Consider the following 15,052-nt stretch of genomic DNA (forward strand, 5'->3'; position numbering starts at 1 on the left):
ACACGGTTCCGGGCCCCTTCCGCGTACCCGTCAGGACTCCGTGGCGACCGGGCCGACGCCCGCCGTCTCGGAGTTGCGGCGGGTCTTGGCCCAGCCGGTGCGGCCGCGGACGAGGCGGACGAAGCCGCGGGCCGAGACGAGGAACAGGTGGTACGCGTACAGCCAGAGCGCGAACCCCCACAACAGGCCCTTGATCCGGGAGCGGTCCGGGGCGAACTCGCGGCGGTAGACCGGGCCCCAGAGCAGGAACGGGACGATCGAGACGACCGCGAGGGCGAGCGCGAGGGGCCAGGCGGCGAGGATCACGTCGGACGCGGCGCCGCCGAGGACGAGGGCGAACAGCATGACGGCCGTGAGGACGAGCGTCGCGAGGTGGGCGAGGGGCTGGAAGAAGGTGTAGAGGGATTCCAGGACGCCGCGGGCCTTGTAGTGGCGGGAGCCGACGATGCGGCTCGCGTACCGCACGCAGGTGATGTTGCCCTGGGCCCAGCGGGTGCGCTGGGTGAGGAAGCGGCGGGTGTACGGGAGCGCTTCCTGGGTCACCCAGGTGTCGGCGAGGTGGGTGACCTGGTAGCCGGCGAGGCGCATGTGGAGGCCGAGCTCGTAGTCCTCCAGGAGCGCGTCCTGCTGCCAGGGGCGGCGCTCGGCGGCGGCGATGCGGTCGAGGGCGGTGAGGCGGGTGAACTGGCCGTTGCCGCCGAGGCCCACGGAGCCGGTGCGGCGGCGCAGGAGCTGCATGCCGGTGTTGGAGACGGCGAACTCGACGTCCTGCATGCGGACGAGGAGGCGGGCGTAGGCGTTGGCGAGGCGTCCCCGGTCGGCGAGCGGGCGCTCGTCGTCGATGTTGCGCATCCGTACGCCGATCTGCACGCCGCCCATGTCGGGGTCGGCGAAGGCGTCCGGTCCTGCGGCGTGCGCGAGGGCGTCGGGCGAGACCTGGCCGTCGGCGTCGACGACGCAGACGATCACGCGGGCGCGGTCGGCGTCGTCGCCGAGGTGGGTGTTCAGCTCCGTGTAGGCGGCGTTGAGGGCCGCGCCCTTGCCGATCCGGGCGTCGGGGCGCCGGCGGGAGACCAGGTGGACGTGGGGGTCCCGGTCGGCGAGGGCGGTGACGATCGGGGCGGTGAGGTCGTCGCTCGCGTCGTCGATGACCCAGACGTGGGCGGTGGGGAAGTCGCCGCGCAACCGGGTGGCCGTGGTCGCGATGACGGCTTCCTCGTCGCGGCAGGGGACGAAGAAGTGCCAGTCGTACGCGGTCGGGTCGCCGAGCTCGGAGGGGCGGCGGCGCGCGTAGGCGTACCGGGCGCCGGCCCAGTAGGCGAGGAAGCAGACGAGGAGCAGGAACGGGAAGACGTACAGAAGGAGGTGGAAACTCATGGGGGTCTCCGGTGGGGGTCGGGACGGCGGATGCGGGCCGGGGCCGGGGGCGGGGGCGGGTGCGGGTCGGGGACGGGTGCAGGCCGGGGGCGGATGCGGGCCGGGGTCGGGTGCGGGTCGGGGACGGGTGCAGGCCGGGGGCGGATGCGGGCCGGGGTCGGGTGCGGCCGGGGGGCGGGTGTGGGCCGGGGCCGGGTGCGGGCCGGGTGGCTCAGGCGGCCGTGGCGTGGGGCGCGGGCGTGCGCGGGGCCGGGACGGCCGGGTCCGCGCCGCGCTCGGTGATCAGGTCCCTGAGCAGCCCGGCGATCCGGTCCGACGCGGTGCCGTCGCCGTACGGGCTGGGGAGCGTGCCCAGGCGGCGCAGGCCGAGCCCGCCCTCCGCGAGGCGGCGGCGGGCCGCCTCGCCGATCCCGGGGCCCGGCTCGACGAGGTCGGCGAAGTCGGCGAGGGACTCGGGGCGTTCGGTGGAGCGGCGGACGACGACCAGCGGGCGGCCGAGGACCGTCGTCTCCTCCTGGATGCCGCCGGAGTCCGACACGATCAGCGCCGCGTGCCGGGCGAGCGCGAGGAAGGTGCCGTAGCCGGCCGGGGGCAGCACCGTCAGCCCGTCGAGGAGCGGCAGCAGGCCCGCCGCCTCGATCCGGGCGCGGGTGCGGGGGTGGAGGGGAAGGACGACCGGCAGCTCGCGGGCGAGTGCGGCGAGCTCCTCCAGGACGGCGGCGAGCGCGGCGGGGTCGTCGGTGTTCTCCGGGCGGTGGACGGTCGCCAGGACGTAGCCGTCGGGTGCGAGACCGCTGACGGCGAGCAGGCGCGCCCGCTCCTCCGGCGGCGGGAGGTGGTCGTGGACGGCCTCGACGACGGTGTTCCCGGTGACGGCGATCCGCTCCTCGGGCACGCCCTCGGCGAGGAGCAGGTCGCGGTTGTCGGGGGTGGCCGCGCACAGGACGTCGGCGAGCCGGTCGATGAGGACCCGGTTGTGCTCCTCGGGCATGGCCCGGTCGTGGCTGCGCAGCCCCGCCTCGACGTGGACGAGCGGGACGGAGCGGGCGTTGGCGGCGAGGGCGCCGGAGAGCGCGGCGTTCGTGTCGCCCTGGACGACGACGGCGAGCGGCGGCTCGGCGGCGAAGCGCTCGTCGAGGCCGCTGAGCGCGGCGGCGACCTGGACGGCCCGGGGCTGCCCGCCGACCCCGGTGAGGTACTCCGGCTCCGGCAGCCCCAGCTCGTCGAGGAAGCTGCCGGAGAGCGCGTCGTCGTAGTGCTGGCCGGTGTGGACGACCCGGGCGGCGGGACCGAGGGCCCGGATGAGCTCGGCGAGCTTGACGAGTTCCGGGCGGGTACCGAGGACGACGGCGACACTGCGGGCGGGAAGAGTCTTCATGCCGTAGACGCTGACCGGTGACGGTCGCGCGCTCCGGTGGCGTTCGGTTGCGGAACGGTTGCCTTGCGGCGGGGCGGGGAGATCGGGACGTCCGGTCGGGACTTCCGGCCCTGTTCCGGGGTGAGTCGGGTCACCCCGTGCCCGCGCCCGAAGCGGGTCACCCCGCGCCCGGGCCGCCCGCCGCCGAGCTCCGGGACCGTACCGCCGGGCGGTCCGCGCTCTCGTAGCGGTAGCCCAGGCCCCGTACCGCTTCCAGGGGGTCGCGGGAGTGGGGGCCGCCCGCGGTGCGGAGCTTGCGGCGAAGGCGGAGCACCGCGAACTTCACCCGGTCGCGGCCGATGGCCAGCGCGTCGTCCCAGACCTGGTCGAGGAGCTGCTCGGTGGTGACGACCCGGCCGCGGTTGCGGACCAGGACCTGGAGCAGGCGGTACTCGATGTCGCTGAGCCGGATCTCGCTGCCCTGCCAGAGCGCCGCGCGCCGCTCCGGCACGAGGCGCAGGTCCTCCTCGACGTGTGCGCCCGCCCAGTGCTGGGGCCCCGACCTGCGCAGGAGGGCCTCGACGCGGGCCAGCAGCTCCGTCCGGTCGAAGGGCTTGACCAGGTAGTCGTCGGCACCCGAGCGGAGCCCGCGGACCCGGTCGTCGACGTCGCCGAGGCCGGAGAGGACGAGGACCGGCAGGTCGCTCATGTCCCGGGTGCGGTCGAGGACCTCCCAGCCGTCGAGTTCGGGGAGGACGAGGTCCAGGACCATCAGGGACGGGCGTTCCGCGAAGAGGAGACGGAGGCCTTCGCGGCCGTCGCCGGCCACCGAGACCTCGTACCCGCGCCGGGTGAGGAGGACTCGCAGGGCCAGGGCGAGGTCCGGGTCGTCCTCCACGATCAGCAGTCTGGTCACGGGCGGCTCCCGGTCGGCGGCGCGGTGACGGTCCGCGGCGCGGTCACGGGCGGGCCGTCCCGGCTGCGCCGCGGCCGGTGAGCGGCAGCCGTACGGTGAAGACGGCGCCCGGCTGCCCCTCGCGGTCGCGGACCGCGATCGTCCCGCCGTGCAGCCGTACGGCGTCCAGGGCGCCCGCCAGGCCGAGCCCGGTGCCGGGGAAGCCCTCGCGGCGGGCGTTGGGCGCGCGGACGAACGGGGTGAAGATCTCCTCGTGGTACTCCAGGGGGATCCCGATGCCGGTGTCCTTGACCTGGATCGTCCAGTGGTCGCCCGCGGGCCGGCCGACGACCTCGACCCGGCCGTCCTCCGGGGTGAAGCGCAGCGCGTTGCCGAGGAGCTCCTCCAGGGCCCCCGTCAGCATCCCGCCGTCGGCGACGAGCGCCGGGCCGCCGGGCGGGCAGTCGGCCGCGATGTACGGGCCGTCGCCCTCGGCCCGCTGGAGCGCTTCGAGGACCACCCGCTCGATCAGCTCGTCGACGAGGACCTCGCCGAGCCTCGGCTCCGCGCGGGGCACGCCGGCGGCCGCCCTCGGCAGGTCCTCGGACACCGACCGCATCCGCAGCGCGTTGCGCCGGATGGCGTCCACGTACGAGGTCTGCTCCGGGTTCAGCGGTCCGGAGACCGGGTCGAGGAGCAGTTCGGCGAAGCTCAGGACGGTGGCGAGCGGGGTCCGCAGCTCGTGGAGGGCCCGCCCGGCGAAGGCGGCCCGGTCGTCGGCGAGCGCCACCAGCTTCCGCACCTGCTCGTACAGACCGTCTTCCGCCTCGCGCTGCCGCGTCACGTCCTCCACGAGCCACAGGTGCCCGAGCGGCCGGTCGCCGTCGCCGACCGGGGCCCGGCGGCGGCGCAGCACCCGGCCGTCCCGCAGGTGGTAGTCGGTGACGCGGGTGACGGGCCCGCGCGTCTCGCTCTCCTCCAGGAGACGGTCCCGCTCCTCCGGCCGGTCCAGCATCCCGGCCAGATGGCCGATGATCCGCTCCCGCGGCGTACCGGGGGAGAGGTCGATTCCTTCGGGCAGCCGGAGGAGGGTGGTGAGGCGGCGGTTCACCCGGACGACGCGCAGGTCGCGGTCGAGGAAGAGGGCCGCCTGGGGGAGGGCGTCGAGGAGCGAGGCGGCGAAGGACAGCTGCTCCTGGGATGCTTCGTGCACATTTCTGAGTCAAACAGCAATGTGGGCGAAGTGCCCGATCTCACATCAGAAGGGACTTCGGGTCCACGGCTTCGGGACGAAAGACCTTGGATGATGGACGGCATGCCCCGCCTCCCCACCGTCCCCGCGCTGCGCCGTTGCGTGGACCGGTGGGCCGTCTCGCCCCGCGCCCTCGACGTCATCGCCGCGCTGAGCGCCTTCGGCCTGATGGTCCTCGACGTGCCGGGCCTCGCCCGTGCCGACAACTCGCTGACCGGGGTCACCGCGACCCTCGTCCTGGCGGCCGGGGCGGCCACGCTGGTGCTCAGGCGCCGGCTGCCGTGGGTCCCGTACCTCGTGGCGCTCGGCCTGATGGGGTGGCTCCACGAGCTCACCATGATCCAGTTCGCGCTGTACTCGATCGGCCGGTTCCGGGGGCGGCGGGCCGCCGTCGTCGCCACCGTGCTCTACATCGGCGTGGCGTACGCCCTCTTCCAGACGCCCGGCTGGCCCGCCCGGCACGGCGACACCCTCAGCGACTTCCTCAGCATCGTCGTCCCGATCGGCGTCCTCGCGGCGGGCGTCGGCATCGCCGCGTACCGCCAGGACCTCGTGCGCGCCCTGGAGGTCCAGCGCCGCGAGGCCGCCGCCCGGCAGGCCGTGCAGGAGGAGCGGATCTCCGTCGGCCGGGACGTCCACGACCTGGTCGGCCGGGAGCTCACGGTCCTCGCCGTACGGGCCGAGGTCCTCGCCGTACGGGCCCGGGGCGACGCGCACCAGAAGGACTTCGAGGAGCTCGCGGACACCGCCCGCCGCGCCCACCTCATGCTGAACGAGACGATCGTGCGCCGCGCCGAGCGGGACGCGGCCACCCCCGGCCTCGAAGGGCTCGCCGCGCTCGCCGAGGAGAGCGAGCGGATGGGCAGCCCCGTGGACCTGGCGGTCGCGGACGCCGCCCAGGCGCTGTCGCCGCTGCGGCAGGCGGCCGTCCACCGGGTCGTCCGGGAGTGCCTGACGAACGCCGCCAAGCACGCGCCGGGCCTGCCGGTGACGGTCGCGATCACGGTGGAGGGGCCCGACCTGCGGATCGAGGTGCGCAACCCGCTGCCGAAGACCCCGCCGGACCCGGCGCCCGTCTCGACGGGGACCGGGCTGTTCTCCATGGAGGAACGGGTCGTCAGCATGGGCGGCACGCTGAAGGCCCGCGCGGAGGACGGCGCCTACGCGGTGACGGCACTGCTCCCGGCGGGCCTGAACCGCTAGGGGGTGTCCGGCCGATCGGCCGGGGTCGCGACCGACGACGGGACGGGCCTCGACCGTCAGACCGACCGGACGGGCCCGAACCGCCGGACCGGCTAGCGGACCCGTTCCGCCTTCCCCATGACCCGCTGGAGGCTGTCGAAGTCCTCCACGCACCGCCCCGAGCCCAGCGCCACGCAGTCCAGCGGCCGGTCCGCGACGAAGACCGGGATCTCCGTCGCCGACGCCAGCCGCAGATCGAGGCCCGGCAGCAGCGCCCCGCCGCCGGTCAGGACGATGCCGTGCTCCATCACGTCACCGGACAGCTCCGGCGGGCACTCCTCCAGGGTCGCCCGCACCGCCGCGATGATCGCCTCCACCGGCTCGTCGAGCGCCTCCCGCACCTCCGGCACCGTCAGCTCCACCGTCCGGGGCAGCCCGCTGACCTTCTCCCGCCCCCGCACGGTGAAGGTCCGCCGCTCCCGCTCCTCCTCGCCGGGCACCGGCCACGCCGAGCCGATCGCGACCTTGACGTCCTCGGCCGTGCGCTCGCCGATGAGGAGCGAGTGCTGCTTGCGGACGAAGTCGGTGACGGCCGCGTCGAGGCGGTCGCCGCCGACCCGCAGCGACTGGGCCGTGACGATCCCGCCCAGGGAGATCACCGCCACCTCGGTCGTCCCGCCGCCGATGTCGACGACCATCGAGCCGCGCGGGTCGGAGACCGGGAGCCCCGCCCCGATCGCCGCCGCCATCGGCTCCTCGATGAGGTGCACCGCCCGCGCCCCCGCCGACAGCGAGGCGTGCACGATCGCCCGCCGTTCGACCTGGGTCACGCCGCTCGGCACGCAGACCACCATCCGGGTGCGGGGCCGGCGGCGGCCCGGGACCGCCTTGCGCACGAAGTGCCGGATCATCTCCTCGGCCGCCTCGTAGTCGCTGATCACGCCGTCCTTCAGGGGGCGGATCGCGCTGATCGAGCCGGGTGTCCGGCCGATCGTCTCCTTCGCCTCGGTGCCGACCGCGAGCGCCTGCCGCGAGCCCTCCTGGACCGCCACCACGGACGGCTCGTTGAGCACGATGCCCTGGCCCCGGGCGTAGAGGAGCGTGTTGGCCGTGCCGAGGTCGATCCCTATGTCCATGATCGCCAAGTTTGCCCGGCGGCTCCGGCGGACGGGGGACCGAAAGTCCCGAAAGGGGTGGGTCCATGGTCCTGTCGGTACCCCTCCGTAGACTGGGCCCGTGAGCGAGCCGAGCGACCCGAGTGACCAGTTCGACGACACCGTCGACAACGAGACAACGCGCGACCCAGACCTGGCGGTGATCGAGGCCGGCAGCCGCACCCTGCGTGCGCAGGGGGGCCCGGTCCAGGGTGACCCCGTGCCGAGCCGTCCCGAGGACCCGGAGCTCGACAAGGCGCTGCGCGAGGTCGAGACCGAGCTGTCCACCCGCTGGGGCGAGACCAAGCTGGAGCCGTCGGTCACGCGGATCGCGGCCCTGATGGACGTGCTCGGCGAGCCGCAGCGCGCGTACCCCTCGATCCACATCACCGGCACCAACGGCAAGACGTCGACGGCCCGCATGATCGAGGCGCTGCTCGGCGCCTTCGAGCTGCGCACCGGGCGGTACACCTCGCCGCACGTGCAGACGATCACCGAGCGGATCAGCCTGGACGGCGCCCCGATCTCCGCCGAGCGGTTCGTCGAGACGTACCAGGACGTCAAGCCGTACGTGGAGCTGGTCGACGCCCGCGAGGAGTACCGCCTCTCCTTCTTCGAGGTCCTCACCGGCATGGCGTACGCGGCCTTCGCCGACGCCCCGGTCGACGTGGCCGTCGTCGAGGTCGGCATGGGCGGCACCTGGGACGCGACGAACGTCATCGACGGATCCGTCGCCGTCGTCACCCCGATCGACCTCGACCACACCGACCGGCTCGGCGGGACCACCGCCGAGATCGCCGGCGAGAAGTCCGGGATCATCAAGCAGGGCGCGACCGTCATCCTGGCCCAGCAGCCGGTGGACGCGGCCCAGGTCCTGCTGAAGAAGGCCGTCGAGGCGGACGCCACCGTCGCCCGCGAGGGCATGGAGTTCGGCATCGTCTCCCGCGAGGTCGCGGTCGGCGGCCAGCTCCTCACCCTGCGCGGCCTCGGCGGCGAGTACGACGGCGTCTTCCTGCCGCTGCACGGCGCCTACCAGGCGCGCAACGCGGCCGTGGCGCTCGCGGCGGTCGAGGCCTTCTTCGGGATCGGCGCGGACCACGCGCGGACCCTGGACGCGGACACGGTCCGACGGGCCTTCGCCCAGGTCGCCTCGCCCGGCCGCCTGGAGATCGTCCGCACCTCGCCGACGGTGATCCTGGACGCCGCGCACAATCCGCACGGCGCGCGGGCGACGGCGGAGGGCGTCAGTGAGTCCTTCGGCTTCTCGCGGCTCGTCGGCGTGGTCTCCACGAGCGCCGACAAGGACGCCCGGGGTCTCCTGGAGGCCTTCGAGCCGATCTTCGCGGAGGTCGTCATCACGGCGAACTCCAACCCGCGGGCCACGGACGTCGACGCGCTCGCCGCGATCGCGGTCGAGGTCTTCGGCGAGGACCGGGTCGTCGTCGAGCCGCGGCTGCCCGACGCGCTCGAAGCGGCCATCACCCTCGCGGAGGAAGAGGCCGAGTACGGCGGTGCGGGAGTCCTCGTGACCGGTTCGATCTTCACGGTCGGCGACGCCCGGCTGCTGCTGCGAAGGGGCTGAATCCGATGCGCATGCTCTGTTCCTCGACGCTCATCGGCGAGTTCTTCGTGATCGGGTTCGCCGGTCTCGTCGCCATGAAGGACGACAGCCTGGCGATGTCCACCGTCTGGACGGTCTGCGGCGTCGCGATGGTCCTGTCGGTGCTGCTGTGCGGGATGGTCACCCGCCCCGGCGGCGTACAGCTCGGCTGGGCCCTCCAGATCGGCCTGATCGCCAGCGGTTTCTTCGTGCCGGTCATGTTCGTCCTCGGGGCGGCCTTCGCCGTCCTGTGGTGGGCCTCGGTGCACTACGGCCGGAAGGTCGACGACATCAAGGCGCGCTGGGCCGAGTCGCAGGCCGGGCAGGCCACGGCAGGGCCTGACGCTGCGTAATCGAGGGGCGTGCGGGCCCTGTAGCCTCGGAGGCCCGCACACCGCATTTCCGAAGGAGTTCCCCCGTGAGCCAGCGCACGCTCGTCCTGCTCAAGCCCGACGCCGTCCGCCGTGGCCTGATCGGCGAGATCATCGGTCGTATCGAGCGCAAGGCCGGCTGGACCCTCGCGGCCCTGGAGCTGCGCGAGCTGGACCAGGACACGCTGGAGCAGCACTACGGCGAGCACAAGGGCAAGCCCTTCTACGAGCCGCTGATGGGCTTCATGTCCTCCGGTCCGGTCGTCGCGCTCGTCGTCGAGGGCGAGCGGGTCATCGAGGGCGTCCGCCAGCTCGCGGGCCCGACCGACCCGATCGCCGCCGCGCCCGGCTCCATCCGCGGCGACTTCGGCACCATCGTCCGCGAGAACCTGATCCACGCCTCGGACTCCGAGGACTCGGCGCTCCGCGAGCTGAAGATCTTCTTCCCGGGTCTCGTCTGATCCGCTCGTCCGATCCGCTCGGCTGATCCGAAGGACCGCGCCGATCCGCACGATCACGCGATCGGCGCTGACCCGGCGTCAGTCGATCAGCACAACCCTGTGGGGCGACCGAAGGAATTTCGGTCGCCCCCAGGCATATGAACGCCAATCCCGGGAACGGATCGCCGCGTCCTGCCGTCACCAGTACTGAGGTGGACCAACGCGCGGCATCCGCACGGGCGGCACTACGATGGAAAACTCCACGCCGCACCACTCTCAGCCATGGGAAATCAAGGGGAACTCAATGTCGTTCATCGGCCGTGACATGGCTGTCGACCTCGGGACCGCCAACACGCTGGTGTACGTCAGGGGGCGGGGCATCGTTCTGAACGAGCCGTCCGTCGTCGCGATCAACACCAACACCGGCGGCATCCTGGCGGTCGGTGCCGAGGCGAAGAAGATGATCGGCCGGACGCCCGGCAACATCGTCGCCGTCCGCCCGCTCAGGGACGGCGTGATCGCCGACTTCGAGATCACGGAGCGGATGCTCCGTTACTTCATCCTCAAGATCCACAAGCGCCGTTACCTGGCCCGCCCCCGCGTCGTCGTCTGCGTGCCCTCGGGCATCACCGGCGTGGAGCGCCGCGCCGTCATCGAGGCCTCGACGCAGGCCGGTGCCCGCCAGGTGCACATCATCGAGGAGCCCATGGCGGCGGCCATCGGCTCGGGCCTCCCCGTCCACGAGGCCACCGGCAACATGGTCGTGGACATCGGCGGCGGCACCACCGAGGTCGCCGTCATCTCCCTCGGCGGAATCGTCACGGCACAGTCGATCCGGGTCGCCGGCGACGAGCTGGACAACGCGATCATCCAGCACATCAAGAAGGAGTACTCGCTCCTCCTCGGTGAGCGGACCGCCGAGCAGATCAAGATCACCATCGGCTCGGCCTACGACCTCGACAAGGACGAGCACACCGAGATCCGGGGCCGCGACCTCGTCTCCGGCCTGCCCAAGACGGTCGTCATCTCCGCCGCCGAGGTCCGCAAGGCCATCGAGGAGCCGGTCAACGCGATCGTCGACGCGGTGAAGACCACCCTCGACAAGTGCCCGCCGGAGCTCTCCGGTGACGTCATGGACCGCGGCATCGTTCTCACCGGTGGAGGCGCCCTGCTGCGCGGCCTCGACGAGCGGCTCCGCCGAGAGACCGGCATGCCGATCCACATCGCCGAGGACCCGCTGGACTCGGTGGTGCTGGGCTCCGGCAAGTGCGTGGAGGAGTTCGAGGCCCTCCAGCAGGTCCTCGACGCCCAGCCGCGCCGCTAGCACCACCGGACGGACGCACCCGTACGGACGCACCACGCGGAAGCACCCGTACGGACGCACCGCACGAACGCACCACGCGGAAGCACCCGTACGGACGCACCACGCGGAACCCCCACAAGAGAACAAGCACAGCCGAAGAACGAACCACGAGGAAAGGCACGGCCGCCGCACGTGAGGGACACACGAGAGAGCCGGCTGCTCCTGGTGCTGCTGATCGCCATCGCGTTCGCACTGATCACGGTGGACATCCGCGGAGGCCAGGAGTCACCCGTCGACGGTGCCCGACAGGCCGCCGCCGCGGTCTTCGGGCCCGTCGAGAACGGTGTGGCGGCGGCCGTCGACCCCATCGGGAACGCCATAGGCGCGGTCCGCGACTCCGGTGAGCGGCACACCCGGATCGCCGCCCTGGAGAAGGAGAACGCCGAGCTCAAGGCCGAGCTCGGCAGCGACGACCGCAACCGCAACCGGCTGCGCGAGCTCGATGCCATGCTCAAGACGGCCGGCGCCGGGCAGTACGGCATCAAGGGCGCGCAGGTCATCGCCATAGGAGCGGCCCAGGGCTTCTCCTGGACCGTCACCGTCGACGTCGGCGCCCGCGACGGCATCAAGCGGGACATGACCGTGCTCAACGGCTCCGGACTCGTCGGCCGCGTCACCACGGTCGGCCCGTCCACCTCCACGGTCCTCCTCGCCAACGACCCCGACTTCACCGTCGGCACGCGCATGGAGAAGAGCGACGAGCTCGGCTTCGCCACGGGCCAGGGCGACGGCCCCCTGCTCGTCCAGCTCCTCAACGGCAAGGCCAAGGTGAAGAACGGCGACCGGCTCGTCACCTTCGGCTCGCGCGCGGACAAGCCCTTCGTGCCCGGCGTCCCGGTCGGCGAGGTCGTCCGCGTCGACCCGGCGGGCGGCGGCCTGACCCGCAACATCTACGTCCGCCCGTACGTCGGCTTCACCAAGCTCGACATCGTCGGCGTCGTCGTCCAGGCCCCGGTCTCCGACCCCCGCGACACGGTCCTGCCGCAGAAGCCCAAGCCCGCGCCGACCGTGACCGTCACGGTCAGCCCGCCGCCACCGGACGGACAGCAGCCGAACGCCGACCAGCAGGGCCGGAACCAGCAGGGCCAGAACACGCAGGGCCAGGACCAGGGGGACGCGACACCGTGAAGTTCAACCGCATCCTCCTCTCCGCGACCCTGATCGTGGTCGCCCTGGTCGTGCAGGTCTCCGTCCTGGCCCGCCTGCAACTCCCCGGCGCCGTCCCCGACCTGGTGCTCCTCACCGTCGTCGCGCTCGCCCTGGTCTACGGCCCCGTCGGCGGCTCCCTCATCGGGTTCACCGCCGGTCTCCTCGCCGACCTCGCCCCGCCCGCCGACCACGCCGCCGGCCGCTACGCCCTCGTGCTCTGCGTCATCGGCTACCTGGTCGGCCTCGCCAAGCCCGAGAACGGCCGGCTGACCTCCGCGACCGGCCCCATGGCCGTCGTCGTCGCCGCGGCCGTCGGCTCCACCCTGCTGTACGCGGGCGTGGGCGCCCTCGTCGGCGACACCGCCGCCCGCCATGTCGGCCTCGGCTTCCTGCTGTTCACCGCGGCGGTCTACGACCTGCTCCTCGCGCCGTTCACCGTGCCGCTCATCATGGCCCTGGCCCGCCGGGCCGAGAACGATCCGCTCGCCGACGCCGGCGGGGGCAACGGCGCCGACGTCGCGTCCGGCTGGCTCTCCTCCGGCACCGGCCTGCGGATCGGCACCCAGCGCGGTGGCCTGCGCGTGAAGTCCGCCCGGAGCCGCGCCGCGCGGGCCGGACGCATCAAGGGAGTCAAGCGACTGTGACCGAGGGGGTCCCGGCAGTATGACCAACATTCCCGAGACCGGGCGGACCCCGCGGGTCCAGATCCGGCTCGTCGTCATCCAGATCCTCGTCTTCTCGCTGCTCCTGACGCTGGGGGGCCGCCTCTGGTACCTCCAGATCCGCAACGGCAAGGAGTACACGGACGAGGCGAAGAACAACCACGTCCAGCAGGTCGTCCAGCCCGCCGTCCGCGGCTCGCTCCTCGACGCCCGGGGCGTCCCGCTCGCCGACAACGAGACCCGGCTCGTGGTCTCCGCGTCCCGCACCGAGCTCATGAAGATGAAGGACCGGGGCGAGGCCGTCCTGACCCGGCTCGCCGCCGTCCTCGACATGAAGCCCGAGGACGTCATCAACAAGATCCGGCTCTGCGACTCCAAGACGCCCAAGCCCTGCTGGAACGGTTCGCCGTACCAGCCGATCCCCGTCACCGACGAGGCCACCACCCAGCAGGCCCTCCAGATCCGCGAGCGCGCCGAGGACTTCCCCGGCATCACCGCCGAACCGACCGCCGTCCGCCGCTACCCGGCCCCCGGCAAGTCCCGCACCTCCCAGGTCCTCGGCTACCTCTCGCCCGTGACCGACGGCGAGATCGAGAAGGCCAAGAACAGCGACTCGCCGTTCCTCCGCTCCGACCAGATCGGCCGCTCCGGCCTGGAGCGCACGTACGACAAGGAGCTGCGCGGCAAGGCCGGCGTCACCCGCTACGAGGTCGACAACCTCGGCCGCGTCATCGGCCAGGCGAAGAACGACCCCGCCGTCCCCGGCTCCAACGTCGTCACCTCCATCGACGCCCGCGTGCAGGCGGTCGCCGAGTGGGAGCTGCACAACGCGATGGTCGAGGCCCGCAAGGTCTTCGACAAGAACACCAGCGAGAACTACAAGGCCGACTCCGGCGCCGTCGTCGTCATGGAGAACAAGACCGGCCGGATCGTCGCCATGGCCTCGCAGCCCGACTACGACCCCAACGCCTGGGTCGGCGGCATCTCCGCCAAGGACTACGCCGCCCTCACCGGCAAGGACTCCAACTTCCCGCTCCTCAACCGGGCCATCCAGGGCCAGGCCGCCCCCGGCTCGATCTTCAAGGTCATCCCGACGACCGCCGCCGTCAACGCCGGATACGAGTTCAACGGGCGCTACCCGTGCCCCTCCTCGTACGCCATCGGCGGCCAGGTCTTCAAGAACTTCGAGTCCCAGGGCCACGGCTCCATCACCCTCGGCCAGGCCCTCGAGGTCTCCTGCGACACCGTCTACTACGCCCTCTCCCACCAGCAGTGGCTGAACGACGGCGGCATGAAGCCGAAGAAGGACGCCAAGGACTGGTTCTACAAGACGGCCCACCAGTTCGGCCTCGGCGCCGAGACCGGCATCGACCTCCCCAACGAGGTCAGCGGCCGCGTCCCCGACCGGAAGTGGAAGCAGGACTTCTGGGCGGCGAACAAGGACTACTGGTGCAAGATCGGCAAGCGCGGCGGCACCTACGTCCAGCAGCTCTCCTACGAGAACTGCCTCGAAGGCAACCTCATGCGCGCGGGTGACTCCGTCAACTACTCCATCGGCCAGGGCGACACCCTCGTCACCCCCATCCAGATGGCCACCATCTACGCCGCCATCGCCAACGGCGGCACCCTCTGGAACCCCACCGTCGGCAAGGCGATCGTCAGCCCCGACGGCAAGAAGGTCACCGAGATCAAGCCCAAGTCCCACGGGAAGCTCCCCATGGACACCAAGACGCAGGCGTTGATAGAGGAAGCCCTCGCGGGAGTCGCCACCCGCGGTACGGCCGCCTGGAGGTTCGGCGGCTGGCCGCAGGACAAGATCCCGATGCACGCCAAGACGGGTACCGCCGAGGTCTACGGCAAGCAGACGACCTCGTGGTTCGCCACGTACACCAAGGACTACTCGATCATCATGACGATCGCCCAGGGTGGTACGGGCTCCGGCGCCTCCGGCCCCGCCGTGCGCAACATCTACGACGCGCTCTACGGACTCGACGACGCCGGCAACCAGGACCTGAAGCGGGCCCTGCTGCCGCAGCCGCAGCAGACCCTGCCGAAGATCGAGGCCGACGGTTCCATCGACGCCCCGAAGACCAAGCCGTACGACCCCGAGGCCCAGAAGGTGGACCCGCTGAAGGAGCAGGACGGCACGGCCACGGCAGCCGACCCCGCCGCGGATCCGGCCGCCGATCCGGCCGACCCGGACGACCAAGCACTCGCGGGCCCGCCCGCCACCGGGCGGAGGGACTGAAC

General features: G+C 72.5%; 13 protein-coding genes. 8 read left to right on the forward strand and 5 right to left on the reverse strand.

Translation table 11 applies throughout. The features are described 5' to 3' along the window. Nucleotides 1–30: 30 nt before the first annotated feature. From ACFC0G_RS22400 to ACFC0G_RS22415, 4 genes are all read right to left on the reverse strand, one after another. Nucleotides 31–1,377: a glycosyltransferase family 2 protein gene (locus ACFC0G_RS22400; protein ID WP_376405889.1), complete on the reverse strand. Its 1,347-nt coding sequence runs from the start codon at nucleotides 1,375–1,377 to the stop codon at nucleotides 31–33. Between the two features lie 211 nt (nucleotides 1,378–1,588). After that, nucleotides 1,589–2,755, reverse strand: a complete 1,167-nt coding sequence (gene wecB, locus ACFC0G_RS22405; protein ID WP_376405891.1) for a non-hydrolyzing UDP-N-acetylglucosamine 2-epimerase — start codon at nucleotides 2,753–2,755, stop codon at nucleotides 1,589–1,591. A gap of 157 nt (nucleotides 2,756–2,912) precedes the next feature. After that, nucleotides 2,913–3,650, reverse strand: a complete 738-nt coding sequence (locus ACFC0G_RS22410) for a response regulator transcription factor (RefSeq protein ID WP_376405893.1) — start codon at nucleotides 3,648–3,650, stop codon at nucleotides 2,913–2,915. A gap of 43 nt (nucleotides 3,651–3,693) precedes the next feature. Continuing rightward, the gene (locus ACFC0G_RS22415; protein ID WP_376405895.1) at nucleotides 3,694–4,842 is read right to left on the reverse strand and encodes an ATP-binding protein; all 1,149 of its coding nucleotides are present in this window, start codon (nucleotides 4,840–4,842) and stop codon (nucleotides 3,694–3,696) included. A 102-nt stretch (nucleotides 4,843–4,944) separates the two neighbouring features. Between ACFC0G_RS22415 and ACFC0G_RS22420 the strand changes: the two genes are divergently transcribed. Further along, entirely contained in the window at nucleotides 4,945–6,084 is a 1,140-nt protein-coding gene (locus ACFC0G_RS22420) for a sensor histidine kinase (protein WP_376405897.1), read from the forward strand. Between the two features lie 92 nt (nucleotides 6,085–6,176). Here the strand turns inward: ACFC0G_RS22420 and ACFC0G_RS22425 are convergent, their stop codons facing one another. Then, nucleotides 6,177–7,199, reverse strand: coding sequence for a rod shape-determining protein (locus ACFC0G_RS22425; protein WP_376405899.1), 1,023 nt, complete (start codon nucleotides 7,197–7,199; stop codon nucleotides 6,177–6,179). A 100-nt stretch (nucleotides 7,200–7,299) separates the two neighbouring features. Here ACFC0G_RS22425 and ACFC0G_RS22430 point away from each other — a divergent pair, with 100 nt between their 5' ends. The 7 genes from ACFC0G_RS22430 (at nucleotide 7,300) to mrdA (ending at nucleotide 15,050) form a co-directional block, all read left to right on the forward strand. Then, on the forward strand, nucleotides 7,300–8,799 hold the full coding sequence (locus ACFC0G_RS22430; RefSeq protein WP_376405901.1) for a bifunctional folylpolyglutamate synthase/dihydrofolate synthase: 1,500 nt from the start codon (nucleotides 7,300–7,302) through the stop codon (nucleotides 8,797–8,799). 5 nt (nucleotides 8,800–8,804) lie between these two features. Next, a complete protein-coding gene (locus tag ACFC0G_RS22435) occupies nucleotides 8,805–9,170 on the forward strand; it encodes a DUF4233 domain-containing protein (protein ID WP_376405903.1) in 366 nt (121 codons plus the stop codon). A 65-nt stretch (nucleotides 9,171–9,235) separates the two neighbouring features. After that, nucleotides 9,236–9,649 carry a nucleoside-diphosphate kinase gene (gene ndk, locus ACFC0G_RS22440; protein ID WP_376405905.1) on the forward strand — a complete coding sequence of 138 codons (414 nt, stop codon included), beginning with the start codon at nucleotides 9,236–9,238 and terminating at the stop codon, nucleotides 9,647–9,649. Nucleotides 9,650–9,932: 283 nt separating this feature from the next. Next, complete coding sequence (locus ACFC0G_RS22445) at nucleotides 9,933–10,952, forward strand: rod shape-determining protein (RefSeq protein WP_376405907.1); 1,020 nt, start codon at nucleotides 9,933–9,935, stop codon at nucleotides 10,950–10,952. A gap of 171 nt (nucleotides 10,953–11,123) precedes the next feature. Next, a complete protein-coding gene (gene mreC / locus ACFC0G_RS22450; protein WP_376405909.1) occupies nucleotides 11,124–12,119 on the forward strand; it encodes a rod shape-determining protein MreC in 996 nt (331 codons plus the stop codon). Then, nucleotides 12,116–12,784, forward strand: a complete 669-nt coding sequence (mreD, locus tag ACFC0G_RS22455; RefSeq protein ID WP_376405911.1) for a rod shape-determining protein MreD — start codon at nucleotides 12,116–12,118, stop codon at nucleotides 12,782–12,784. The genes mreC and mreD overlap by 4 nt, the downstream gene beginning before the upstream one ends. Before the next feature lie 19 nt (nucleotides 12,785–12,803). Then, nucleotides 12,804–15,050, forward strand: a complete 2,247-nt coding sequence (gene mrdA, locus ACFC0G_RS22460) for a penicillin-binding protein 2 (protein WP_376405913.1) — start codon at nucleotides 12,804–12,806, stop codon at nucleotides 15,048–15,050. The last annotated feature ends 2 nt before the right edge of the window (nucleotides 15,051–15,052 follow it).

The organism is Streptomyces sp. NPDC056169 (assembly GCF_042268445.1).
Classification (GTDB): domain Bacteria; phylum Actinomycetota; class Actinomycetes; order Streptomycetales; family Streptomycetaceae; genus Streptomyces.

Coding starts and splice junctions, on each gene's coding strand:
- ACFC0G_RS22400 (WP_376405889.1), bottom strand. CDS start 1,377: ATGAGTTTCCACCTCCTTCTGTACGTCTTCCCGTTCCTGCTCCTCGTC.
- wecB (WP_376405891.1), bottom strand. CDS start 2,755: ATGAAGACTCTTCCCGCCCGCAGTGTCGCCGTCGTCCTCGGTACCCGC.
- ACFC0G_RS22420 (WP_376405897.1), top strand. CDS start 4,945: ATGCCCCGCCTCCCCACCGTCCCCGCGCTGCGCCGTTGCGTGGACCGG.
- ACFC0G_RS22425 (WP_376405899.1), bottom strand. CDS start 7,199: ATGGACATAGGGATCGACCTCGGCACGGCCAACACGCTCCTCTACGCC.
- ACFC0G_RS22435 (WP_376405903.1), top strand. CDS start 8,805: ATGCGCATGCTCTGTTCCTCGACGCTCATCGGCGAGTTCTTCGTGATC.
- ACFC0G_RS22445 (WP_376405907.1), top strand. CDS start 9,933: ATGTCGTTCATCGGCCGTGACATGGCTGTCGACCTCGGGACCGCCAAC.
- mrdA (WP_376405913.1), top strand. CDS start 12,804: ATGACCAACATTCCCGAGACCGGGCGGACCCCGCGGGTCCAGATCCGG.